Origin of the sequence: Hoeflea sp. 108 (genome assembly GCF_000372965.1) — a bacterium.
Taxonomy (GTDB): domain Bacteria; phylum Pseudomonadota; class Alphaproteobacteria; order Rhizobiales; family Rhizobiaceae; genus Aminobacter.
The window spans coordinates 1-22,291 of record NZ_KB890026.1; the positions used below are offsets into that span (position 1 = coordinate 1).

The following is a 22,291-nucleotide window of genomic DNA, read 5'->3' on the forward strand; positions in this document are numbered from 1 at the left end:
CGTCACAGCGGTAAGACAGAACACAGAGTCAGGATAACTCAGTGGTTCCCGCTACCGAATACGATGGCGACGACGCCGAGATCGTCGGCGAAATCGACCCCTTCGCCTCATGACGAGGCGAAGATCGTATCCGCCGACGCGAAAACCTCAGTGGTTTTCGCACGCGGCGGCACCGATCTGTTGCCATGCTCGACGTTGCGGCGCGGTGGCGGTGGAAGGCGCAGCCGTTAGGGCATTCCTATCGGAGACACCACCATGATCATTCTCGGCATCCTCGTCTGCATTGCTCCAATCGGCTTCTTTTGCTGGTTGCTGTTTACGCTCGCCCTGTTAACGCTGCCATTCGTCGGTGCGAGCACGGGCATGTGGACGATGAATTCCGGTACTGGATGGCTTGGCGCCATTCCTGTCGGAGCGCTGTCCGCTGTTTTCACCATCGTAGCAGGCCAACTCCTGCTTGGAGCCGTTCGCCGGCTCTGAGCGACGTTTGCGATCGCACTGGTCTTCGTCGCACCCGCCGTTGTTTCCTGGTACTATTCCACCATGGCATCGTGAAGCACTTGATGTCTTCTGAAGCAGAGCAAATCGTCTTCTCAATCATCGGTCCTGTCGCCGTCGGCGTTGCAGCGTTCTTGCGGATCGCCGGAATAGCAAGTAGCGGCCAACCCGGTCAGGGGCTCGCCCAGGCTTGGGTCGTCACTCACCACCGGCAAACCAGACGAGACGATGTATGCCCTTCTCGAATATAGGGTCTGGATAGAACGCAGCGACGAGCTGGATTGCCGTAGCGACCGCGATGGCAGCCGCGTAGGGCGCGTTTGAACCGGCATGCCATCTGAGGCGGCATGACCAAACGAGACCGGGGCCGTATTGGTGGCGCACGAATGCGGAGCCCGGACAACCCAAGCTTGAGCCAGAGGCAAGGGTGAGATCGGCGGATAACGGTGCCGCGGCAACTCTCAAGCGACGATGGGCGCCAAATTCTCCGTCTGGCCTCCGTTCAACGAGCGCTCCAAACGGCCTCTCCAATGGGCTGATCTCGCCGAAGGACGGCTGACGCCTCGACTGTCTATGCCGCAACAGCGCGTCTCAACTTTCTTCCCCTGTCGGCACCCACCCCATGCAGCGAGCTGCCTGTGGACCCCGGGGTGGCCGCCATTCCTCGCGAGACAAGAAACTCGATCCTGCGCCGTCCTCCGCTCTGCTTCAGTCGCAAGCGATGCGTCGTCACTCGCCTCCGGCCCACCGATCGCCATCGAGGCCGCATGGTGCGGTCTCGGGAACGGAAAAACGGAGAAATACCATGGCGACCATCGGCACTTTCAAGAAGGCCGGCTCGAACGAGTTCACCGGCGAAATCGTCACCCTCAGCGTCCAGGCCAAGGGCGTTCGCATCGTCCCCGACACCCGCGCCACCGGCGACAACGCCCCCAGCCACCGCGTTCTAGTCGGCCGCGCCGAAATCGGCGCCGCCTGGACCAAGTGCTCCAACGAGGGCCGCGATTACCTGGGCCTCAAGCTCGACGATCCGAGCTTCAACGCCCCGATCTACGCCAACCTCTTCGACGATGAGGAAGGTGACACATTCTCACTAATCTGGTCCCGCCCGAGCGGTCGGCGCGGCGATTAAGCCCAAACAAGGCCCCGGCCGGATCGGCCGGGGTCTTTCTTCATGTGCTGCCCTGCCGGCTAGCTGGCCCCTCCAGCATTACGGCTTGTCGCCTTTCGTTGTTGTTTCCGCTCTAAGAGGAGCGTTCGGCTTCAACTCTGCTAACGCGCGATCCCTTGAATTCCTGCAATTGCTCGGCCCCAGGAACGCAGTATCCCCGCCGCTTTTTCATCGTCTCCAAGCGTCTCAGGGCTCGATGCGCCTCATCGGGGCCATCGAAGGTTTCGATCATCACTTGTCCGTTGGCACCAATTCTTCCCCAGTTCCGAATGACCGACACGCCTCCAAACAAAGTCGGCTGGAGCGTTAGGCTGTAGAACCGGCGCATGTTCAGGGCCGGATCGACGCGGTGCAGATGAATATCGTTCAAGGGCGCAAGCATGACAGACAGTCTCGGTGCGAATGCGCGCCAGGTCCAACAACATGTTTGAATCATTCCACCGTGATCGATTCATTGCGATGATGTTTCTTGCCGGGGTGAAACGCAGACCGCGCTTCTGCAAAATTGGTTGTGCGTTACGGCCATGGATTTCGATGCGCGCAGTTGGTTTGGACTCCCCTACTTATGCTTCGTTTTCTCTGCGGTGGAATCTGTTCTTGGCGACACATGCCCTCATGTCATCACGCCGGAACCAGACCGCACGCCCGCATCGGAGCGGCGGGTTGCCGGCCGTGAATACGATCTGCTCGTCGGAGCGCATGCGCATAACCTCGTCAGGCAGGATCAGGGGACGCCGGTAAAGCTGCTTTGATCGCGACCGCGTAGATCCGGACATTTGGCTGGTACGGCTCGTCTGGTCGACTTCGACAGTAGTGTCGCCGCAGCGCCTCGAGATGTACTCGGCAGTATCAGGATCGTTGATAGCCGCGAAACTGATCCACGATGCGCTTTCGAACCATTTGCTCGTAGCTTCCCGGCCGCCATAGGTCTCGCGCATTTGCCCGATAGACTGGAAGATCATGATGAGCGTCAGGCCATATTTGCGCCCGGCATCGCGCGCTGTTTCGAGTATGCCGAGATAGCCGAGCCGGGCCACCTCATCGAGCATGAACAGCGTCTTTGCTGCGATAGCGCCCTTTCGATTGTAGATTGCGTTCATAAGAGCGCCGATGATGACACGGGCAAGACCTGGGTGAGCACCCAAAACCTTTAGGTCGAGCGCGATGAAAAGGTCGATATCGCCATTTGCCAGGTCGTCGGTTGCGAATGCATTGCCGGATACGAGCGCCGCATAGTTCGGATAAGAAAGCCAGTGTGTCTCCTTGACGGCGTTGGCATAGACACCCGAAAATGTTTCCGGGGTCATGTTCACGAATGCAGCAACGTTCTCCTTCACAAATTCGGACGCCGACTGCTGATGAATTTGCGTGAGACGTTCTCGCAGCTTCGGCTCAGGTTCGGACAGGTTGGAGCGCACTTGTCTAAGGGTTTGGCGTCTGGGTTCCGTATGCCCGGACAGGCAGACGTCGGCGATCAGCGCGATGAGGAGTTGCAGGGCGGAGGCACGGAAAAAGTCGTCTCGTGCGGAGGCCTGTCGGGCATTTTCGCTCATGACCCAGGTTGCAACAGCCGCAATGTCCTCTTCCTTCGTGCCTCCAAAGCGCCCGATCCAGTCGAGGGCATTGAACCCAATGGCGGCATTGGCGGGGTCTAGAACGACGACATTGCGGCCGGCTTTGCGGCGATGTTCTATCACCATCGGCGCAACCTCCAATGATGGATCAAGTACCACGAGGCCTTCACCCCATTTCAGTGCGGTGGGGACCGTGACCGAAGTGGTTTTGAAGCCGCCGGAGCCGGCAAAGGCGATACCATGACACGAACCGAAGGATCCATCGAAACAGAGCAGCGGTGAACGCCCACCTGCGCCCCAATTTTCCCTTTTGTCGGCGCGAAAGACCATTGCGGACACGCTGTCGCGATCGACGCGATAGCATTCACCGACAACTATGCCGCCAGTGCCTGGAAAGAGCCGTTCGGCATCGCGCATGCTCATCCATTCTGCTTCGCCATGAACCGCGCGTTTGCCGCGAATGCGGACTGGGAGAGGTCTGACAAATGCGGCGTTGCCTTTGACGGTGACACGAAGCGCAAAGAAGCCTGATAAGAGAGCAATGAGCGCGCCAGACATAGTCGCGGGATCGGCAAAGGACAGTCCCGAGTCTCCGACCGTCCAGTGAGTGGAAAGCCTAATCTTCTCGCGGGCTACGGCAAGTATGACTGCCGCCGCACTTCCCACCACGACGCTCCATCCGGCGGCTTTTATGTGTACGGCACCTGCTGCTGCAAAGAGCAAGATGACGCCTAAAATTCCTGACAAGGCAAAGGGCAGGGCAAGCCCGACACGACCGAGCATCAGGCGCGCGACATCGTTGGCTGCGAGCTGGGTTAACTTTTGTTCGACGCCATTGGTGACGAACAAAGTTGCGACCATCAGTGTTGCAGGGATGATGGCCAGCAACAATCTATTCGCTGGCATGATCCGATCCCTTCACGATGGTTCCTTCCGGCCTGGATCGCTCGTTTTCGTCCCCTTTGAGTTTCTGGCGTGCATCTGGCATCAGGCCAAGCATATGCGCGTGCTTCTCATGGAGACGACCCGCTTTCACCATTTGGGCACCTTGCTCAATCTCCTCTCGCGTATTCTGTTTGCGGACCTTTGATCTGACCATTCGTGACATACGTTCAAGCCTCGCCATTGCCCCCTGCAGCCGGGCTAGACGCGACCGAGGCGGCCGCAGTCCTGGCGGCTTTCCCACTCCTGCTTCCAGATGATTTCTCAGCTCTGTCGCGAAATCGCGCCGCGAATTCCTCGAACGCCGCCAGCAATTCTCCTTCTTCGATCTCGATTTCGCCAATTCCGGCCCTGAGTGCTATCCGCCCAACGCGCTCTGCCTCGCGCGTTTCGGCCTGTCTCAGCTGATCCTGCAGGCGGGCGATCTCTTCCCTGATTTTCGATGACTGCTTCTTCATTTCGGGACGTCTTTCCGTTGCTGTGGATTGATCGAAGCATCAGGCGAGGATTGCCGGGGAGGGCACGGAGTGCATCCCCGTTTATTGCGCAGTCGGCAGAACTGACGCCCTCAACGATGATCCCGTCGTTCCGAAGGAGCGGATCAAGGGCGCAATTATACGTCGCTCACGCGACGTCTTGCTCACCGACCTACCGACCCAGCAGCTCCCGACGAACGCTCGAGTGTCCGTTCTTTGTTTAGGAGCAATTTCTGACATGGCTGTGCCCCACTTTTCCATTTCCATCGTCAGCAGCGGCGACGGCCGCAGCGTGCTGCTGTCGGCCGCCTACCGGCATTGCGCGAAAATGGACTACGAGAGGGAAGCGAGATCGGTCGACTACACACGCAAGCAGGGGCTTCGGTACGAGGCGTTCTCAACGCCACCTGATGCGCCGTATTGGCTGCGCGGGCTGATCGCCGACCGTTCAGTGGCAGGTGCGTCGGAAGCCTTCTGGAACAAGGTGGAGGCTTTTGAGAAACGCTCGGACGCTCAGCTTGCCAAGGATATCACCATTGCGTTGCCGTTGGAGCTGTCGGTCGAGCAGAACATCACGCTCGTCAGTGATTTCGTCGAGCAACACATTCTTGCCAACGGCATGGTTGCGGACTGGGTCTATCACGATGCACCTGGCAACCCGCATGTCCATCTGATGACGACATTGCGACCTCTGGTTGAGGATGGCTTCGGTCCCAAAAAGGTTCCTGTCATTGATGATAATGGCAAGGTGGTTCGCACCAAGGCGGGCAAGATCGTCTATGAACTTTGGGCCGGTGGTAGGGGTGACTTCATGACCCTTCGCAACGCCTGGTTCGAGACGCAGAACCGGCATCTGTCTCTTGGCGGGATCGACCTGCGCATTGATGGCCGCTCTTATGCCGAGCGCGGCATCGATCTCGTCCCAACCAGCCATATCGGCGTTGGCGCCAAGGCGATCCAGCGCAAATCAGCGGGCGAGAGACGTGAACTGTCGCTTGAACGAATCGACGTGCTTGAAGCCAGACGCAAGGAGAATGTTAGCCGGATCCTGAGGCGTCCCGAGATCGTGCTCGACGTCATCTCATCGGAGAAAAGCGTCTTTGACGAGCGCGACATCGCCAAGATCCTGCATCGATATGTCGATGAAGCCGCAATGTTCCAGCACCTGATGTTACGCATTCTGCAAAGCCCCGAGGCACTACGCATCGAGCGCGACGGTATCGACCTTGCATCGGGAGCAAGAATCCGTTCCCGCTTCACGACGCGAGAGCTGATCCGCATCGAGGCCAGGATGGCAAAGCAATCGCTGTGGCTTTCTCGTCGCCCAACACATGGCGTTCAAGGGAAGGTTCTGGACTGCGTTCTGTCGCGCCATTCGCGACTGTCCCAGGAGCAGCGTGTCGCCATCGCGCATGTGGCGAAAGAGGGGCGGATTGCAGCTGTCGTCGGCCGGGCCGGCACGGGCAAGACCACCCTGATGACGGCAGCACGCGAGGCCTGGGAACTTGCCGGCTATCGTGTTGTCGGCGCTGCCCTTGCCGGCAAGGCAGCGGAAGGTCTCGAGACGGAAGCGGGTATCGTCAGCCGCAGTCTGGCGTCATGGGAACTGCGCTGGAAACAGGGCAGGGACATGCTCGACAATCGCACAGTGTTTGTTCTCGACGAGGCCGGCATGGTTGGCTCAAAGCAGATGGCCCTAGTCGTCGAAGCGGCAACCAAGGCAGCTGCAAAGCTGGTGCTGATCGGCGATCCCGAACAACTCCAGCCGATTGAAGCAGGGGGCGCGTTTAGGGCCGTTGTCGACCTCATCGGTTATGCTGAACTTGAGACCATCTATCGCCAGCGCGAAGCGTGGATGAGAGCGGCTTCGCTCGATCTGGCACGTGGCCGAGTCGTACGGGCGCTCGGGCTTTATCGTCAGCATGGCAGAGTATGTGGGTCAGAGCTGAAGGCGCAGGCGATCGACAGTCTGATTGCTGATTGGAACAGGGACTATGATCCGACAAAGACAACACTCATCCTTGCCCATCTTCGACGTGACGTGTGGGAGCTCAATCGTCACGCGCGCACAAAGCTCGTCGAGCGCGGGATCGTCGGCGTGGGACATGCCTTCCGCACCGAAGACGGTCTTCGCCAGTTCGATACCGGTGACCAGATTGTCTTCCTGAAGAACGAGACGTCGCTCGGTGTGAAGAACGGCATGATTGGGCAGATTGTCGAAGCGGCACCAAGCAGGATCGTTGCGGCGATCGGCAAGGGTAAGCATCGCCGGCTGGTGACAGTCGAGCAACGCTTCTATCCTTACATCGATCATGGCTATGCGACCACGATCCACAAGTCGCAAGGTTCGACCGTCGACCAGGTCAAGGTGCTGGCTTCTCTGTCATTGGATCGGCATCTGGCCTATGTCGCCTTGACCCGGCACCGGCAAGACTTGGCGCTCTACTATGGACGCCGATCCTTCGCCAAAATGGGCGGGCTCGAGAAGGTACTTTCGCGAACAAGTACCAAGGAAACCACGCTCGATTACGGGCGTGGCACACTCTACCGACAGGCACTGCGTTTTGCGGAAAATCGCGGGCTGCGCATATCGCGTGTCGCGCGCACGCTGGTTCGTGACCGCCTCGACTGGGCGCTGCGCCAGAAGGAGCGGCTTGCCGATCTGGTGTGGCGACTCCGTGTGAGTGGCGAGCGCCTTGGCCTGTTCCAGCCCTCGATGCACATTCGGAAGGATGCCGAACCCATGGTCGCAGCTGTCACGCTCTTTGCCAGATCGCTTGAAGACGTCGTAGAGCAAAGGCTTCTCATCGAGCCGGTTCTTGCAAAGCTATGGGAAGAGGTATCCACGCGTTTCCGTTATGTCTTTGCGGATCCCGAAACCGCCCTTCGGACGATGGATTTTGCCGCGGTTCTGGCTAACCCGACCAGCGCGGAACAAACGCTCGCTCGGCTGGTCTGCGAGCCGGTATCGATTGGAGCATTGAAGGGGCGGACGGGTCTTCTTGCATCCAAAGCCGACAAGGAGGCGCGCCGTATCGCCGAGCTCAATTTGCCGACGCTGAAGCGAGACGTCGAGCGCTACCTGCGGCAGCGCAGGCTTGTGGCGGAAAAGATCGAAGACGAGGAGCAGGCCCGACGTCGTCGTGTCTCGATCGCCATTCCGGCATTGTCCGCGGCGGCGGGCGCCGCGCTCGAGAAGATTCACGAGGCGATCGACCGTATTGATTTTCCCGCCGTGGTCGATCGGGTCCTGGGCGATCACAAGACAAAGCTCGAGATCAACAATTTCAACCGGGCCATAGCCGAACGCTTCGGTGAGCGGACGTTGCTCAGCAGCTCGGCAAGGGAACCATCCGGCACTCTGTTCGACAAGGCCGCCGAAAGCCTTCCTCCTAACGCGCGCGAGAAGCTGAGAGAGGCCTGGCAGGTGATGCGAGCGGCCCAGTGGCTCGCTGAGCATGAGCGGACAACACAGACATTGAAGCAGACCGAGCATCTTCGCCTGACGTCAAGGCAGGGCATGGCATGGACGCAATGAGGCGCCGGCGCATCATTGGAATTCTCTTCATGGTGGTAGTTGCTGGGGCATTGCCTGCGATGACATGTTCAGTTGTTGGTTACAGGTTCAATCTCACGGCCAGCGCACCGCGTGGCCTTTGGCGCATTGAGGCTATGTACCGCAGCGCCGCGGTTGGAGACCTGGTTTTCATTTGCCCCCCCGATACTGCCACCTTCGAGAACGCCTTCGGTCGAGGCTATCTTGGTCGCGGCCTTTGCCCAGGCGGCTTGGCGCCGCTGCTCAAGACCATAGCGGCTATCCCCGGCCAACACGTCACGACCGGCAAGGATGTCGTCATCGACGGCAAGCATCTGGCTTCCTCAGACATCCGACACACGGACGGTCAGGGCAGGGCGGTTGTCCCCTTTGCTGGGGGAACAATTCCGCAGGGCTACCTCTTCCTCCACTCAACGACGGCGAACTCATATGACTCCCGGTATTTCGGGCCCGTCCCCGCAAGCGGCCTCCTCGGCTATGCCCGGCCGATCATCACGTTCGATTTCTGATGTCGTACGCTCGTTGACGCTGACCACGACAGCAGCTGTTGTCGGCGGCGTGGCATGGAGCGGCGATTTTCTGACCTTGCCGTTCGCCTTGGCTTTTCCTCTGCTATGGGCAAGGTCGCCGTCCCGCCTGGGCGCGACGATGGTGTCGGCCGGGTATTTTCTCGCAGCGTCGCGTGGCCTGCCGCAAGGCGTTGCCAACTACTATGCCTCCGATCTTTGGCCTGGCTTAATGCTGTGGGTTTTTGCGTCCCTCTCTTTCGTGGGAGTGCATACCGCGCTTTGGACCGGCCGGCGGGGAGGTGGGAGGTCAGTGCGCTATCTGGCCGCGATGGCGGTGATGGCGCTGCCACCATTTGGCATTCTTGGTTGGGCGCATCCGACGACAATGGCGGGCGTTCTGTTCCCGGGGTGGGGATGGTTGGGTTTAGGTGGAACTATCGCAGCCCTAGCCATGATGGCATCGCGATGGTGGCCAGCCGTCGCTATCGCCCTAGGGGCATTCTGGTTGTGGTCCGCCACCACATTGTCCGATCCCATGCCGATGAACGGATGGAAGGGTGTCGACCTCGAGTTTGGTCGCGGCCTTGGGCGAGACGGCTCACTTGAACACCATCGCGATCTGATCGCGAGGGCCCGGCGGCATGTTGATGCAGGAGACGACGTTATCATCCTTCCCGAAAGCGCGCTCGGCCTCTGGACACCGACTATCGAGCGGCTCTGGCGGGCGGGACTGGATGGCAGCAATGCCTCTGTGGTGGCAGGGGCGACAATGGTCGACGCGCAAGGCTACGACAATGTCATGGTCGAGATTTCGGCAAGGTATGCCAAGATTCTATATCGTGAGCGCATGCCGGTCCCCGTCTCTATGTGGCAGCCCTGGCTAGCATGGATCAACCAGAGCGGTGGATCACGGGCGCATTTCTTCGCTAATCCGGTGGTTAAGCTAGAGGGCCGAACGGTTGCAATTTTGATATGCTACGAGCAGCTCATCTTGTGGCCCATACTACAGTCGATGCTCTATTCGCCTGAACTCGTAGTCGCACCCGGGAACGGCTGGTGGACGGTTGGCACCTCGATTGTCGCCATACAGAGTGCCAACGCTATGTCGTGGGCCCGGCTATTTGGCGTTCCCCTAGTCACCGCTTTCAACCGCTGAAGCACCGCACCGCTGTGTGACTTCTTGAGCGCAGTTTCAGAATGACCCCGTTCGGCTGCACTGGGTGGCAACGCGTTGCACGAACAAACTCGCTGATAGGCTCCTTCCGTAGCCCCTAGAACACACAACGGAGAGGCCGCGGGTTATGTGGGGGGCGTCGGGGACACCCGCGACCTCAAAACCGCGCCAATAGACAACGCGGCTCAGGCTCAACTACTGGCTACAGGAATCGTTCCAGCCCGAGGATGAGATCAAAGAACAACCACCATGTACTTTGATAGCCTCGTCAGCGGCGAGGTCAGCCAATTATTGATTCACGGAGGGCGCTGGCAGCATTGCCGTCCCGAGCGCCACACAGTGTTGCGAGACCGCAGGAATGCGAGCATGTTGCGTCATGCCTCCGGCTGCCATCTTGCTCCACCAGCGCATCCGATGGCGTAAATTCCGATGAAATCGGCTACCCGGGGCCATCGGCGGCCTCGCATGTCGGGTAAAGGCGACGGTGGCGACGACTGGGACTGGTGATGACGACATCACCTTCCAAGTTGATTGAGCCGCAACGATGCGCGCTCGCCCGGGGTATGCGGTAGGCCCAGTCCTATGGGACGTGTCAGTGGTGAACTTGATGGCGAGTGGCCAGGCGACTTTTGGTGTGGCAGCGAGACGGAAGCGGGATGGACCGCAGGCGGCCTTTTGGAATGGGCTTTCAACGACAAGTGCTCGGCCAAGGCCACTTGTTCGTCGACCTGGGAACAGCTCATTTTGGCGATAGAAACGGCGATGGCTTTTACGCCGACTTCAAGTTCCATACCGCGCAGCACTCGAGATTTTAGAAGAGACCGCCGAGCCAGGGGACCTTGAGTCTCGGCAGCCTCCTAGCCGCCAGAGTGCGTGCTGACAGCGACTTGGCAAACGTAGGGAAGGGAATCGTCTGCCGGTACTCAACCATTGGCAGCCCGAATAGTTCCTGTCACAAATGAGAAGCCCGTCGCATCGAAGACCCGCATATGACGTGAAGCCTGCCAGGCAAAGAGCGGCAGGCTTCACTCTCGAACGTGGCTGAAAGGGGCCACGTTCCCCGTCCTCGTTATCGGGTAAAATGTTAAACAATTGGGATGGCGGCTAGGTTCCGCCCGAAACGCAAGAAGACCCCGGCCAATTCAGCAGGGCTGTAGAGTGTCATGGACCCACTGCAAATCGCGATCATCTTCTGCGCGGCCTTGGTGCGATTGGCGATGGTTGACCACCCTTGCCGGCGTGCCCCTGCCCATTGCCTTGCAAGGCTCGCATAGTGGTTGTCGGCGAGCTCTACGCGGGCCTGCTGCCACGCCCTCAGGCCATGCCAACGTCAGTAAGTTTGCCCCTCAAAGCTACCGGATTGGGGCATGCATGTGTTCCTCTCGCAAGCTTCTCCAACTCGACGGGACGGTCAGATGGCAACGCGGGATATAGCGACAATCAGAAGCGAGAGAAGCGCTGCTGCTTGTCAATGGCACCACCTCCAAATACCTTTGATTGCTTTCAAAGCGAGGATGCTCTGAAATCGCATGACCGTGTATTTTCCCATCACCGTGACGTGTGCTCACTGTGGCGCCAGAAGCACCCACGAACGGCTCGGAAGCGTCATGAATTCCGGCTATCCTGACCTCGATGGCAGGCCGCCCTGGCGCGCCCGGGGTACTATGGCAGTTTGGCTCCAGGAATGCCCCAGCTGCCTGTATGTTGCCCGTGACATCTCTTCTGCCGATGTGCAGGAATCGGACGCCGTAAGGCATATTGGGTTCATCGAGGCAGGCATGTCGGAGGGCATGCCCGACTTGGCGACCCGGTTCATGCGTCGCGCCTACATCGACGAGCAGATAGGGCAGCCAAGAGAAGCCATCAAACGCCTACTTCATGCCGCGTGGGTGCTCGACGATTTCGAGCGGGACGCGACTTCAGTGAGGGTGCGCGCGGCTGAAATGATCCTCGCCATTGGGGAAGCAGCAGATACCGAACTGAGACTGCTTCGGCTTGATTTGCTACGACGGACGGGGGCGTTCAAAGAAACGATATCGGATGCCGACCGGCTGCTTAGGGGCCAGTTGGAGCCTGACTACAGAAAGGTTGCCATCGGTCAGCGCTGGGCGGCCTTCGAGAAGCGGACCGGCGCAATTTCACTCAGCGAGGCCAAGAACCCAGTTCCGCGCCGTGGACAACTGCGGGTCATCGTTCCTCCCAAGAGTGACGAGTGAAAAAGGAACCGCGCCAAGCTCGTCACGGAACCCATCCAGCTTATCGAGGGCTGCCGCACGTCCCTCCGCAATACCTTGAGCAAAGCCTTTGCCCGGCCAGTCAGGGCCGATCGTGGTCCGCGGATCTGGCGGCGCTGCCACTACTGAAGGTCTGCAAACGCGACCTGCAGGCGGGCGATCGCCTCATCGACCATCGCCCGCGAACAGGCGAAGTTGAAGCGAAGGAAGCCCTCGCCGTGCATGCCGAATGTCTGGCCATGGTTGGTGGCAATGCGTGCGCCTTTCTCAACCCGCGCCACGAATTCGTCGCCGCTCAGCCCTGCGCCCGATCCATCAACCCAGGCCAGGTAGGTTGCCTCAAGGGGCATGGAGCGCAGGCCCGGAATCGAGGCTATGCCGGCGTCGAAAGCCTTTCGGTTGCCGTCCAGATAGCGGACCAACCCGTCGAGCCATGCTGTTCCTTCCACCGAATAGGCTGCCGTGACCATGTGCATGCCGAACGAGTTGGGAGAGATGCCAAGCGCCTGATGGCGCCTCGAGAATCTGTTCCTCAGCTTCTCGTCGGCGATGATTACATTTCCAACATGGGCACCGGCGATGTTGAAGGTCTTGGTCGAGGCCGTCATCATCACCAGGCGCTCGGCCGCTTCGGGGGCAGCGATCGTCATGGGGATGTGTCGCTGCCCGGGGAACACGAGGTCCTGATGGATTTCGTCGGATACCAGCACAAGGTTGTGACGAGCAGCAAACTCGGCCACCCCACGCAGTTCCTCCAGCGTCCAGACGCGTCCGCCGGGATTGTGGGGCGAGCACAGGATCAGCATCTTCTCCCGACCGGTCATGTGCCTGTCCCAACCGTCGAAGTCCATCCGGTAGCGTCCGTCCTCCAGGACCAGAGGCAGTTCACGGGCTTCACGTCCTGCTGCGTGCACCACGCGAGCGAAAGCATGGTAAACAGGTGTCATAAGTGCGACCGCATCGCCGGGTTCGGTCCATGTGTCGACACAGAGACCTGTGCCATTCACAAGGCCATGCGTGGTGAAGATCGTGGCCGGGTCCAGCTGCCAGCCGTGACGGTTCGCCATCCACCAGCAGATCGCATCCCTGTAGGCGCGATCGTCGCCGAAATAGCCGTAGATGCCATGGCGCAGCATCCTCTCAAGAGCCTCCTGCACGGCCACCGGCGGACGAAAATCCATGTCGGCCACCCACATCGGCAACGAATCGTCCGGAGACAGGCCGTAGAGCGGCTCCATCATGTCCCATTTCGAGCAGTGGGTTCCGCGACGATCGACATGCTCGTCAAAATTCATGGGTCTCTCCGGAGGCACGTTCAGCGGCAGTTTGAAGGTCGATCGCCTGGAGCGATGGGCCGCGTTGAAGTTCTTAGGCGAACAGGGAAGTGAACTGCTCTCGTAGCAGGTTCTTCTGCACCTTGCCCATGGTGTTGCGGGGCAGGTCGGCCACGATCGCGATATGCTTGGGTTGCTTGAACCTTGCGAGGCGTTCACCCATCGCCGCAGCCACGACGGCAGCATCGACGGTCTGACCGGGCCGGGCCACCAGCACGGCAATCACCGCTTCCCCGAAATCGGGATGGGGCACGCCGACGACGGCGCTTTCCAGAACGCCAGGCTGCTCGTCCAGGATCAGCTCGATTTCCTTGGGGTAGACGTTGTAGCCGCCAGTGATGATGAGATCCTTCTGGCGCCCGATGATCGTGACATAGCCGTCGGTGTCGAGCGTGCCTATGTCGCCTGTGATGAAGAAACCGTCCATGCGCAGCTCCTCGCGGGTCTTGTCGGGCATGCGCCAATAGCCCCTGAATACATTGGGGCCACGCACCTCGATCACGCCAGGCTCGCCCTGCGGTACATCCTTGCCGGTTTCAGGGTTGGTGATCTTCACTTCGACGCCGGGCAATGCACGTCCAACCGTGCCGGCGCGGCGGTCGCCGTCGTAGGGGTTCGAGGTGTTCATGTTGGTTTCGGTCATGCCATAGCGCTCCAGGATGCGATGTCCTGTGCGTTCCTCGAAACGCTGATGGGTTTCGGCCAGCAGCGGCGCCGAACCGGAAGTGAACAGGCGCATGTGCTTCACCAGTTCACCGGTAAAGGCAGGCGTATCGAGAAGCCTGGTGTAAAAGGTCGGGACGCCCATCATCGTGGTCGCACGCGGCAGCCATTTGATCACCTCGTCGGTCTTGAACCCCGGCAGGAAGATCATCGACCCGCCCGACAGCATGACGACATTGGTGGCAACAAAAAGCCCATGAGTATGGAAAATCGGCAGCGCGTGCAGCAGCACGTCGCTTGCCTGGAAACGCCATTCCTCGGCGAGGACCCTCGCATTGGACAAGAGGTTGTCATGGCTCAGCATCGCGCCCTTGGACTGCCCGGTCGTGCCGGAGGTGTAGAGAATGGCGGCCAGGTCCTCACCCGATCGTGCCACCGGCTCAAAGCCTCCTACTTGCTTCCTGGCGTGCTCGCGCAGGCTTCCTTCGCCCTTTCCATCGAGTGTTTCGAACCGGGCTCCGTTACGCCGAGCCACCTCAGTCAGAAGCTCTGCCTTGGCGGGGTCTGCCACCAGCAGCGAGGCCTCCGCATCCGAAACGAAATAGTCCACCTCGGCAGCCGTATAGGCTGTGTTCAGCGGCAGGAAGACGACCCCCGCAGCGACCGCAGCGCAATAGAGCGCCAGGGCTTCCGGCGTCTTATCGACCTGGACCGCCATGCGGTCACCCGCCTTCAGACCGAGAGCAGTCAATGCCGAGGCCAACGACATCGCCGTTTCGTACAGGCTGCAGCCTTCGATCTCGCGCCCTCCGGAGTCCATCAGGAATGTACTGTTGCGCGTGGCGAGCGGGGCCACGAGATGGTCGAAAAGCAGATTAGCCACGGCGTCTCTTCCTGTCCTTGGGTAGAAGTTGCTCGACCTGCCGGGAGGCAATGACGTGTGCGGCAGCGGCATAACGTTCGCTGTTGCGGCTCACCGAGGGCAGATCGTAGAGGTAGTTGACCATCACCGTGGACGACTGCCGCCATCCGTTGACCGAGGTGTCGGCCATGGCGTGGATTTCATGCAGTGACGCCCCATTGGCGAGATGGAAACGGGCAACGGGATCGTCGGGAAGACCGTCCGGCCGTTTCGCCAGCATCAGATACTCTGCGCAGAGCTGGCGCAGCAGGTTATGGTTTGCCGCAAGCGCTTGATGGTCGCATCCTTCAGCCTGCGCCAGCAAGGCGGCCAGTGCGGGCCGTTCAGGTGAGGCAGCCTTGATCCACCGGTTCAGTCCCGGCACTGGCGAGAGCGTAACGAACGTCTCCAGCCCAGGAACATCTCGAGCCAGTTCCTCGACGACCTGCTTGATGAGAAGATTGCCGAAGGAAATACCCTTCAGCCCTTCCTGGCAGTTCGAGATCGAATAGAACACGGCCGTATCCACCTCGCTTTCATCCAGTGCCTCGCGATCCTCGCTGAGGAGATGCTGGACCGAACCGGGTATTCCCCGGCACAGGGCCACCTCGACGAAGATGAGCGGATCCTCCGGCATTGCCGGGTGGAAGAAGGCGAAGCATCGACGGTCGCGCGGCAACATCCGGCGCCGCAGTTCCTGCCAGTCGTTGATGGCGTGGACGGCCTCGTACTCGATGATCTTCTCGAGGATGTTGGCAGGTGTGGTCCAGTCGATCTGCCGCAGCACCAGGAAGCCGCGATTGAACCAGCTGGAGAACAGGTGCCGGAAATCGGTATCGATCACTCCAAGCTCGGGCGCCTGCGAAAGCAGCCTCAGCAGGTCATGTCGCATCCTCACCAGCCGGGCGGTCGCTCCGGGCGCCTGGTTGAGACGGCGCAGAAGTTCCTGCCGGCGCGGTTCGGCCGCACGCGACAGCCGACCCAGCGTCTCGGCGTTGCGCTCGGTTCGGTAGGCCTCGACAGCTGCATGCAGCCTGTCGGGATCGAGGTCGAGACGATCAGCCAGATATGAAAAGAAGACGCGTTTCGCTGCGTCGTCCATCGCCCGGTATTGCGAGAGGATTTCGCGCGCGAGCCGCATGCCCGACACCTCGCCTTCGCCGGACAGCAGCGCTTCCAACCGCTCGGTCGCAGCCCCGCTGTCGGACCGGCTGTCGGACAGACGTTCCCAACGCCTTTCGAACAGCGTTGCGATCAGGTCGGCGAAGAACGTTGCCAATGTGGTTCCTCTCAAGCTGCATGCCGTCGACATGACGACGTCACGAGTTCTCTTGCCCCGACAACTGCTGCTCAACAGGACCGGCAGCTGTCGGCAGTGACATATATGGGCGGCCGTCGCGACGACCGAGATGCTCCTTGCGGGCCTCGGCGATCAGGGAAGGGTCGTCGATCAATTCGAGTGCGGTGCCGGCCATCGCAAGGGCTGCCCGCACCATCGCGCGATGGGCGGCGGGACTGCAGCCCTGAGCGACCACCTGCCAGCTGTGGCTCGGAGTGCCAACCGCCCAGGTCGCTGTCGCGCATTCGACCGTAGGCACGATCCAGCTGACGTCGCCGACATCGGTCGACCCGGTCCCCTGGGTCATCCGCCCGTCAAATGGCCGCAGCCCCTGGTGCAGCGGCAGCCGCCCCTCATCCGGCGGCACAAGTACGTCCTGATCGGTGCGCGCCCGGCGATCGATTGCCGTTTGGTCAACAAGGGATGCCCTGATTTCCTCGGCGAAGGCTTGTTCGCCGGGCGAAAAGTCGAGGCGACCGAGCCTCCGCATCACGTTGTGCATGACATGGCAAAGCACGAAGTTCGGCAGCACGTTCGAAGCGCCGCCTTGGGGCACGAATTCCACCTCCGTGCCGGTCATCAGCGCTGCACCGCGGGCGATGTCGTCGACGCGCCTGACCAGGTCATGAAGATCGTCGAGTTCTGGCGCACGGATCAGATAGAGGACCGATGCGTGCGCCTGGACCACCGCAGGCGCAGCCCCCCCCGCATCGGTGATTGCGTAGTGAAGGCGAACATCGGGCGAAACATGCTCGCGCAGGAAATTCGCCCCAATGTTCATGAGTTCGACTGCGTCGAGGGCACTGCGGCCAAGATGGGGCGCCATGGCAGCATGCGCGGCCCTGCCACGGAACTGATAGGCCCGGTTGGCGACGGCTAGCGTGGAGCGGGCCCTCACGCCGTTGAAGGTGCCAGGATGCCATCCGATCGCCACGTCTGCGTCATCGAAAGTTCCGGCCCGCACCATCATTCCTTTGCCCCAGCCGCCCTCCTCGGCAGGGCACCCGTAGTAGCGGATCCGCGCCTGGAGCCCGGACCGCTGGATCGCCCGGGCAATTGCCGTCGCAGCAAGCATCGAGCCGGCGCCGAGAAGGTTGTGGCCGCAGCCATGACCGTTGCCATCTGGCTCCAGTGCCTGTTGGCGTGCCGCGCCGGCGACCTGGCTGAGCCCAGGCAATGCGTCGAACTCGCCCAGGACGGCGATGACCGGACCGTCATCTCCCCACTCGGCCGCAAAAGCAGTGTCGAGCCCTGCCAGCCCCGGTGTGATGCGGAATCCATGCGCTGCCATGACATTGCGCTGCAACGCTGAGGAGCGATGCTCGGCAAAGCAGAGTTCCGGCGTTGCCCAGATCTGGTCGGCCACCGCCTCAAAGGCTGGCGCCAGACGGGCGATCTCGGCTGCCAGCAGCATCTGCGGCTCCCCTTGCATCGGCCTAGCTCCTGCGCATGACCGGCAGGATCACCTTCGAGGGGTGCTGCGGATCGTGATGGATTGCATTCACGGCCTTACGCATATGGGTATGACGACCGACAGGTTCGCCAGTGTTGGGGTTGACGTCGAAGCGTGGGAACGATGACGACGACACCAGCACGCGCAACCGGTGGCCCGCATTGAAGACGTTGGCCGTCGGATAGAGTTCGAAGCGAACCTTCACGACCTCGCCCGGCTTCATCAGGATCGGCCTTTCAAAACCGTCACGATAGCGGACGCGGAAGATGCTCTCGCACAGGTTCATCCGGTAACCGTCAGGCCAGGCCTCGCTTTGCGGGTAGACATCCTGCAACTGCACGAAGATGTCTGTGTCGGGTGCGTCCGAGGACAAGTAGATTTCGACCTCTGGATTACCCGTGACTTCGAAATCCTCGTCGAAGGGCTGCGTGACAAACGACAGAACGTCGTTGCGGTCGGCGAGATCGCCAAAAGGCGCCTCGGCTCCGTGAACGCCAGGATGCGTAACCTGATCGGCGGCCCCCTGCAGCACCAGGCTTTCGCGAAGCGATATCGGATCGCCCGTCCGCATCATCCGGGGAAATGGTGGAAGGTTTTGCGTCATCGACGACACGTTGGAGGCAACCGTCGGCATCGGCTTGGCCGGATCGAAGGTGAAGCGGCTGGGCTCACTTGCCGCGGGCAGCTTTGGCGACAACGAGCCGTCGGCCTGCAGGTGCCAGTCTTCGGACGCGACGCCGCGCGGCGGCCATTGCTCGGCCACGCGCCATTCGCCGCCATGGACGAGACGACCAACGGCATTTCGGCTGCCGTTACCGCCCATGCGGAAGTACTGAACCTTCGGCCGGTCTGCCCAGGCGCTTTCGTCACCTTTGAGGAAGCGGTCAAAGAAGCGGAGCATGAGTTCCATGCGGTCCTTGGCAAGGTTTCCCTTGATCGGCGCCTTTGACCCCATGTCGACATTGCCCGCCAGGGGATTGTCCAGATTGGGCCCGCCATGAACGCCCGCGCCCATCAACAGGTACTGGTGCGAGAGCCTGCCTTCCAGGTCCGTGAAGTTCTTGATGGTCGCGCGCGGATAGCTGTCATACCAAGCGCCGGAATAGACCGTTGGGATATCGGCCGTCTGATCGCGATAGGCTTCGAAATTGAGGGTGGGGTTCAGCCAGTAGTCGCTCAAATCGGCGTTGCGATAATATTCGAGCGCCAGCTTTTCCCATTTCGGCAAGGAGGACAGCGGGCTTTTGCCTTCGCTCCACGGCAAGCGGGCGAGCCATTCGTACATGCGCTCGGAATTGCGGATGAGTTCTGCCTGGAGTTCGAGATCTGCATGCGCCTCCTGGGAATGGATGCTGTTGGTCATCAGCCAGGCCAGCCAGCGCAGTTCCAGCGTGCCATGATGGCGTAACGCATGCATGAACGCGTTGGAGCCTGCCTGATTGACCCACATTGCCTTCAGATGCGGCGGGCGCTGGATCGCGGTGGCACTCTGGTTCCAGGCGCGCAGTGAGCTGCCTTGAGTTCCGATCATGCCGTTGCAATAGGGCAGCGCGGCGAGCCATTCGATGACATCGTGGCCATCTTCGCCTTCCTTGCTGTCAAGCAGGACGAAGTCGCCTTCGGATTCGAAGCGACCGCGCGCGTCCTGCACTACATAGAGGTAGCCGCGTCGTGCAAAATATTCGCCGTTCTTTGCTTGCCCTGACGGACCCTTGCCGGAGCGCGTGTCATAGGGCGAGCGGGTGACAATGGCCGGAAACGGGCCGGGCAGCGCTTCGCCGTCGCGAGCGGGTCGGTAGATGTCGACCGAAAGCTTCACGCCGTCGCGGGCCACACACTTCATCGAGCGCGCGATCGTCACGTTGTAGGGTGCTTCAGTGCTGGAGGGATTGGTCATCTGCATTTTCCTCACACTTGGTCTGGGGATCGGCTTGCCAAGCGGCGAACTCGCGCAAGCGCAGATCACGGCGCTGGATCTTGCCCACCGGGTTTTTTGGCAGTTCGGCGATGAATTCGATCCGTCTGGGATATTTGTAGGGGGCGGTCAGTCGCTTGACGAAAGCCTGCAGCTCGCGTGCCAGCATCTCGCTGCCTTCATACCCGTCATGGAGCACGACAAAGGCCTTGACCACTTCGCCCCGTTCCTCGTCGGGGCTCGCGACGGCCGCCGCTTCGCGCACCATCGGGTGTTCGATCAGCGCGTTCTCGACCTCCTGGGGGCCGATGCGATAGCCAGCGGAATTGATGACATCGTCGGCTCGTCCCTCGTAGAATAAGTAGCCGTCATCATCGGCACGGGCATTGTCTCCCGTCAGGAAATAGTCCTGTCCATCGAGCATTGTGCGCGTGGAGGAAGTGCGCTCAGGGTCCTGCCAGTAGCCCAGCATGAGATGGGCGCTGGGAAGGCGCAGCGCGATCTGCCCGGTCTCCCCAGGAACCGCGAGCCTGCCCTCGCTGGTGATGAGATCGAGGCTGACGCCCGGGAGCGAACGTCCCATGGCACCTGGCCGCACTTCTGTGTCGCGATAGTTCGCAACGAGCATCAGCGTCTCGGTCAGCCCATATGCCTCGAGCACCGGTTTGCCGGTCATCGCCTTCCAGGCTTCGAGCACGGGCGGGTTGAGCGATTCACCGGCTGAAACGGTCAACCTCAAGCTGGGCAAGGTCCTGCCCCCGATGTCGAGCGCGACCAGACGGCGAAGCTCAGTTGCGGCGGCGCAGTAGACGCTGACGCCATGGCGGGCGATAAGCTCGATCCTGTACTGCGGGTCGAATGGACCGTCATAGAAGAGCACAGTCGCACCACGGCTCCAGGGTCCAAAAAGGATCGAGGTGCCCGCCTTCGACCAGCCGGTATCGGCGGTACAGAACATCACGTCGTCCTGCCCCAGATCCAGCCAGTGTTCAGCAGAGCCACGCCAGGCATGCAGCGCCCGAGAGGCATGGGTGACGCCCTTGGGCAGGCCCGTCGAGCCGGAGGTGTAGAAGATCAGCGCAGGATCCTCGGCGCGAACTGTTGCGGCACGGAAGCCATCCGCTGGCTCCTCGACCAGTCCATCGAAGGCAATCCAGCCTTCGGGCGGTGCGGCGGCGGGTTCGGCACCCGGCAGATCGACGGCGATGCGCAACGTCTCTACCGGCGCCGTCACGAACTTCTCGACTTCCGGGACGGTGGTGATCACCACCTTCGCCCCCGAATTTAAGAGGCGATAGTCGATGTCCTTGGCTGTCAGCATCGTTACGCAGGGAATGGCGATGGCACCGAGCTTGAGCACTGCGACCATTGCCAGCTGCCAGGCAGGAATACGCGGCAGCATGACCATGACGCGATCGCCCCGACCGACGCCGCGGCGTTCGAGTGCTGCAGCCAGCCGATCGGTCCATGCCGCGATTTCGGCAAAGCTGTACCTGCGCTCCCGCCCGGCCGCATCGCACCAGATCAAAGCGGGTGCTGCGGCGTTGCGGACCGGATCTGCAGCCCATGCGTCGACAATGTCGGTGCCGAAATTAAAGGTTTCAGGCGTCGCGAGCCGATAATCGGCCCGCAATCTTTGGTATCTGTCCATGGTGTATCTTCCAGCGGCTGCGGGTCAGGCGCCCTGCAGGCCCTTCAGGAAATTGCGGGCGCGGTCGGCCAGGTGCACAGGCTGGTCGCCCCAGATTGTGTGATTGCTGTTTGTCACGACCTCCAGGCGCGCATTGGCAAAGGCACTGGTCAGCTCCTGAGCTTGATTGCCGCTGAGGACGTTGGAGCGATCGGCATTCAGCACCAGCACCGGCACCTTGATTGCGGCGACATCAGCCGATTGGTCGGTAGACAGATTGAGGAACACCTTGGTGATCGCGGCAAGATCATAGGCCCAGCTCCAGCTGCCGTCGGCTTCCTGGCGGAAGTCACCGCCCATGGCGAGGCGGTGCATCTGATCGCTCAGGCCCGCCCGCTGCGGCAAGGCACGGGCGAAAGCCTCGGCCTCGGCGCGGGTCGGGTAGTTCCGTCGGCGCGTGTGATGAGAACGAAGATATTTGACGATCTCAGAATCGCTGACGAAGAAGCTCGGGTCCGAGAGGATCATTCCGGCAATACGATCGGGATTGGCGGCCGCAAAGGAAACCGCGACCTGGTTGCCGACAGAGCTACCGACAAGGGTGATGTCCCTGAGATCCAGCCTCTGCGCAAGGCCGGCAATATCGCCCGCCATCTCGGCGATGGTGTAAGACGAGTTCGGCCTGTCCGACGCACCATGGCCGCGCATATCCACCGCAATCACACGGTATTCGTCCTTCAGGTTGGCACCCAGGTGTCCCCAGGCATGTGCCGTCATGGAGGTGCCGTGCAGGCAAACCACCACCGGCCCCGTCCCGCCATTGTCGAGATATCGGATCTTCACGCCGTCGAGGTCCACGACATCCGACTTCCAGTTCGGTTCGATGTGCAGGGTATCTTGGGTCATCTTGTCTTGCCTCGAA

The 22,291-nt window shown here is 60.8% G+C and carries 17 protein-coding genes; 6 read left to right on the plus strand and 11 right to left on the minus strand.

What is annotated here, in order from left to right; genetic code table 11:
* Positions 1-255: 255 nt before the first annotated feature.
* Both B015_RS34170 and B015_RS0127945 read left to right on the plus strand, forming a co-directional pair.
* Entirely contained in the window at positions 256-480 is a 225-nt protein-coding gene (locus tag B015_RS34170) for a hypothetical protein (RefSeq protein ID WP_018431073.1), read from the plus strand.
* Positions 481-1,303: 823 nt separating this feature from the next.
* Positions 1,304-1,630, plus strand: coding sequence for a DUF736 domain-containing protein (locus B015_RS0127945; protein WP_018431074.1), 327 nt, complete (start codon positions 1,304-1,306; stop codon positions 1,628-1,630).
* Positions 1,631-1,742: 112 nt separating this feature from the next.
* Here B015_RS0127945 and B015_RS0127950 read toward each other — a convergent pair whose 3' ends face one another.
* The 4 genes from B015_RS0127950 to traC all read right to left on the minus strand — a co-directional run bounded on the left by B015_RS0127950 (position 1,743) and on the right by traC (position 4,643).
* On the minus strand, positions 1,743-2,051 hold the full coding sequence (locus tag B015_RS0127950) for a WGR domain-containing protein (protein ID WP_018431075.1): 309 nt from the start codon (positions 2,049-2,051) through the stop codon (positions 1,743-1,745).
* A 181-nt stretch (positions 2,052-2,232) separates the two neighbouring features.
* Entirely contained in the window at positions 2,233-4,149 is a 1,917-nt protein-coding gene (gene traG / locus B015_RS0127955; protein WP_026227827.1) for a Ti-type conjugative transfer system protein TraG, read from the minus strand.
* Positions 4,136-4,369 carry a conjugal transfer protein TraD gene (traD, locus tag B015_RS32820; protein WP_343123007.1) on the minus strand — a complete coding sequence of 78 codons (234 nt, stop codon included), beginning with the start codon at positions 4,367-4,369 and terminating at the stop codon, positions 4,136-4,138. Before traD ends, traG begins: the two co-directional genes overlap by 14 nt.
* Entirely contained in the window at positions 4,356-4,643 is a 288-nt protein-coding gene (gene traC / locus B015_RS0127965; RefSeq protein ID WP_018431078.1) for a conjugal transfer protein TraC, read from the minus strand. Before traC ends, traD begins: the two co-directional genes overlap by 14 nt.
* Before the next feature lie 256 nt (positions 4,644-4,899).
* Here traC and traA point away from each other — a divergent pair, with 256 nt between their 5' ends.
* From traA to B015_RS32310, 4 genes are all read left to right on the plus strand, one after another.
* Complete coding sequence (gene traA / locus B015_RS0127970; RefSeq protein ID WP_018431079.1) at positions 4,900-8,199, plus strand: Ti-type conjugative transfer relaxase TraA; 3,300 nt, start codon at positions 4,900-4,902, stop codon at positions 8,197-8,199.
* 29 nt (positions 8,200-8,228) lie between these two features.
* Positions 8,229-8,726, plus strand: coding sequence for a conjugative transfer signal peptidase TraF (traF, locus tag B015_RS0127975; RefSeq protein ID WP_343123016.1), 498 nt, complete (start codon positions 8,229-8,231; stop codon positions 8,724-8,726).
* 13 nt (positions 8,727-8,739) lie between these two features.
* Positions 8,740-9,882, plus strand: a complete 1,143-nt coding sequence (locus B015_RS0127980; protein ID WP_018431081.1) for a conjugal transfer protein TraB — start codon at positions 8,740-8,742, stop codon at positions 9,880-9,882.
* A 1,625-nt stretch (positions 9,883-11,507) separates the two neighbouring features.
* Positions 11,508-12,116, plus strand: a complete 609-nt coding sequence (locus B015_RS32310; protein WP_157632944.1) for a hypothetical protein — start codon at positions 11,508-11,510, stop codon at positions 12,114-12,116.
* A gap of 140 nt (positions 12,117-12,256) precedes the next feature.
* Here the strand turns inward: B015_RS32310 and B015_RS0128000 are convergent, their stop codons facing one another.
* The 7 genes from B015_RS0128000 to B015_RS0128030 all read right to left on the minus strand — a co-directional run bounded on the left by B015_RS0128000 (position 12,257) and on the right by B015_RS0128030 (position 22,275).
* Entirely contained in the window at positions 12,257-13,429 is a 1,173-nt protein-coding gene (locus B015_RS0128000) for a MalY/PatB family protein (RefSeq protein ID WP_018431085.1), read from the minus strand.
* Between the two features lie 73 nt (positions 13,430-13,502).
* Positions 13,503-15,014 (minus strand): malonyl-CoA synthase, encoded by a 1,512-nt coding sequence (locus B015_RS0128005; RefSeq protein WP_018431086.1) that lies wholly within the window; start codon positions 15,012-15,014, stop codon positions 13,503-13,505.
* On the minus strand, positions 15,007-16,311 hold the full coding sequence (locus B015_RS0128010) for a malonyl-CoA decarboxylase family protein (RefSeq protein WP_018431087.1): 1,305 nt from the start codon (positions 16,309-16,311) through the stop codon (positions 15,007-15,009). The genes B015_RS0128005 and B015_RS0128010 overlap by 8 nt, the downstream gene beginning before the upstream one ends.
* 40 nt (positions 16,312-16,351) lie before the next feature.
* Positions 16,352-17,785: an amidohydrolase gene (locus B015_RS0128015; protein WP_018431088.1), complete on the minus strand. Its 1,434-nt coding sequence runs from the start codon at positions 17,783-17,785 to the stop codon at positions 16,352-16,354.
* Positions 17,786-17,807: 22 nt separating this feature from the next.
* A complete protein-coding gene (locus B015_RS0128020) occupies positions 17,808-19,721 on the minus strand; it encodes a CocE/NonD family hydrolase (RefSeq protein ID WP_018431089.1) in 1,914 nt (637 codons plus the stop codon).
* Entirely contained in the window at positions 19,699-21,390 is a 1,692-nt protein-coding gene (locus B015_RS0128025) for an AMP-binding protein (protein ID WP_198292921.1), read from the minus strand. The genes B015_RS0128020 and B015_RS0128025 overlap by 23 nt, the downstream gene beginning before the upstream one ends.
* A 24-nt stretch (positions 21,391-21,414) precedes the next feature.
* The gene (locus B015_RS0128030; RefSeq protein ID WP_018431091.1) at positions 21,415-22,275 is read right to left on the minus strand and encodes an alpha/beta hydrolase; all 861 of its coding nucleotides are present in this window, start codon (positions 22,273-22,275) and stop codon (positions 21,415-21,417) included.
* Between the last annotated feature and the right edge of the window lie 16 nt (positions 22,276-22,291).

What these genes read in the sequence shown, in the direction of transcription:
- B015_RS0127945 (WP_018431074.1), top strand. Translation starts at nt 1,304, where the DNA reads ATGGCGACCATCGGCACTTTCAAGAAGGCCGGCTCGAACGAGTTCACC.
- B015_RS0128015 (WP_018431088.1), bottom strand. Translation starts at nt 17,785, where the DNA reads ATGCTGCTGGCAGCCGAGATCGCCCGTCTGGCGCCAGCCTTTGAGGCG.
- B015_RS34170 (WP_018431073.1), top strand. Translation starts at nt 256, where the DNA reads ATGATCATTCTCGGCATCCTCGTCTGCATTGCTCCAATCGGCTTCTTT.
- traF (WP_343123016.1), top strand. Translation starts at nt 8,229, where the DNA reads ATGGTGGTAGTTGCTGGGGCATTGCCTGCGATGACATGTTCAGTTGTT.
- traC (WP_018431078.1), bottom strand. Translation starts at nt 4,643, where the DNA reads ATGAAGAAGCAGTCATCGAAAATCAGGGAAGAGATCGCCCGCCTGCAG.
- B015_RS32310 (WP_157632944.1), top strand. Translation starts at nt 11,508, where the DNA reads ATGAATTCCGGCTATCCTGACCTCGATGGCAGGCCGCCCTGGCGCGCC.
- B015_RS0128020 (WP_018431089.1), bottom strand. Translation starts at nt 19,721, where the DNA reads ATGACCAATCCCTCCAGCACTGAAGCACCCTACAACGTGACGATCGCG.
- B015_RS0128000 (WP_018431085.1), bottom strand. Translation starts at nt 13,429, where the DNA reads ATGAATTTTGACGAGCATGTCGATCGTCGCGGAACCCACTGCTCGAAA.
- traA (WP_018431079.1), top strand. Translation starts at nt 4,900, where the DNA reads ATGGCTGTGCCCCACTTTTCCATTTCCATCGTCAGCAGCGGCGACGGC.
- B015_RS0128030 (WP_018431091.1), bottom strand. Translation starts at nt 22,275, where the DNA reads ATGACCCAAGATACCCTGCACATCGAACCGAACTGGAAGTCGGATGTC.
- B015_RS0128025 (WP_198292921.1), bottom strand. Translation starts at nt 21,390, where the DNA reads ATGGACAGATACCAAAGATTGCGGGCCGATTATCGGCTCGCGACGCCT.
- B015_RS0127950 (WP_018431075.1), bottom strand. Translation starts at nt 2,051, where the DNA reads ATGCTTGCGCCCTTGAACGATATTCATCTGCACCGCGTCGATCCGGCC.
- traD (WP_343123007.1), bottom strand. Translation starts at nt 4,369, where the DNA reads ATGGCGAGGCTTGAACGTATGTCACGAATGGTCAGATCAAAGGTCCGC.
- traG (WP_026227827.1), bottom strand. Translation starts at nt 4,149, where the DNA reads ATGCCAGCGAATAGATTGTTGCTGGCCATCATCCCTGCAACACTGATG.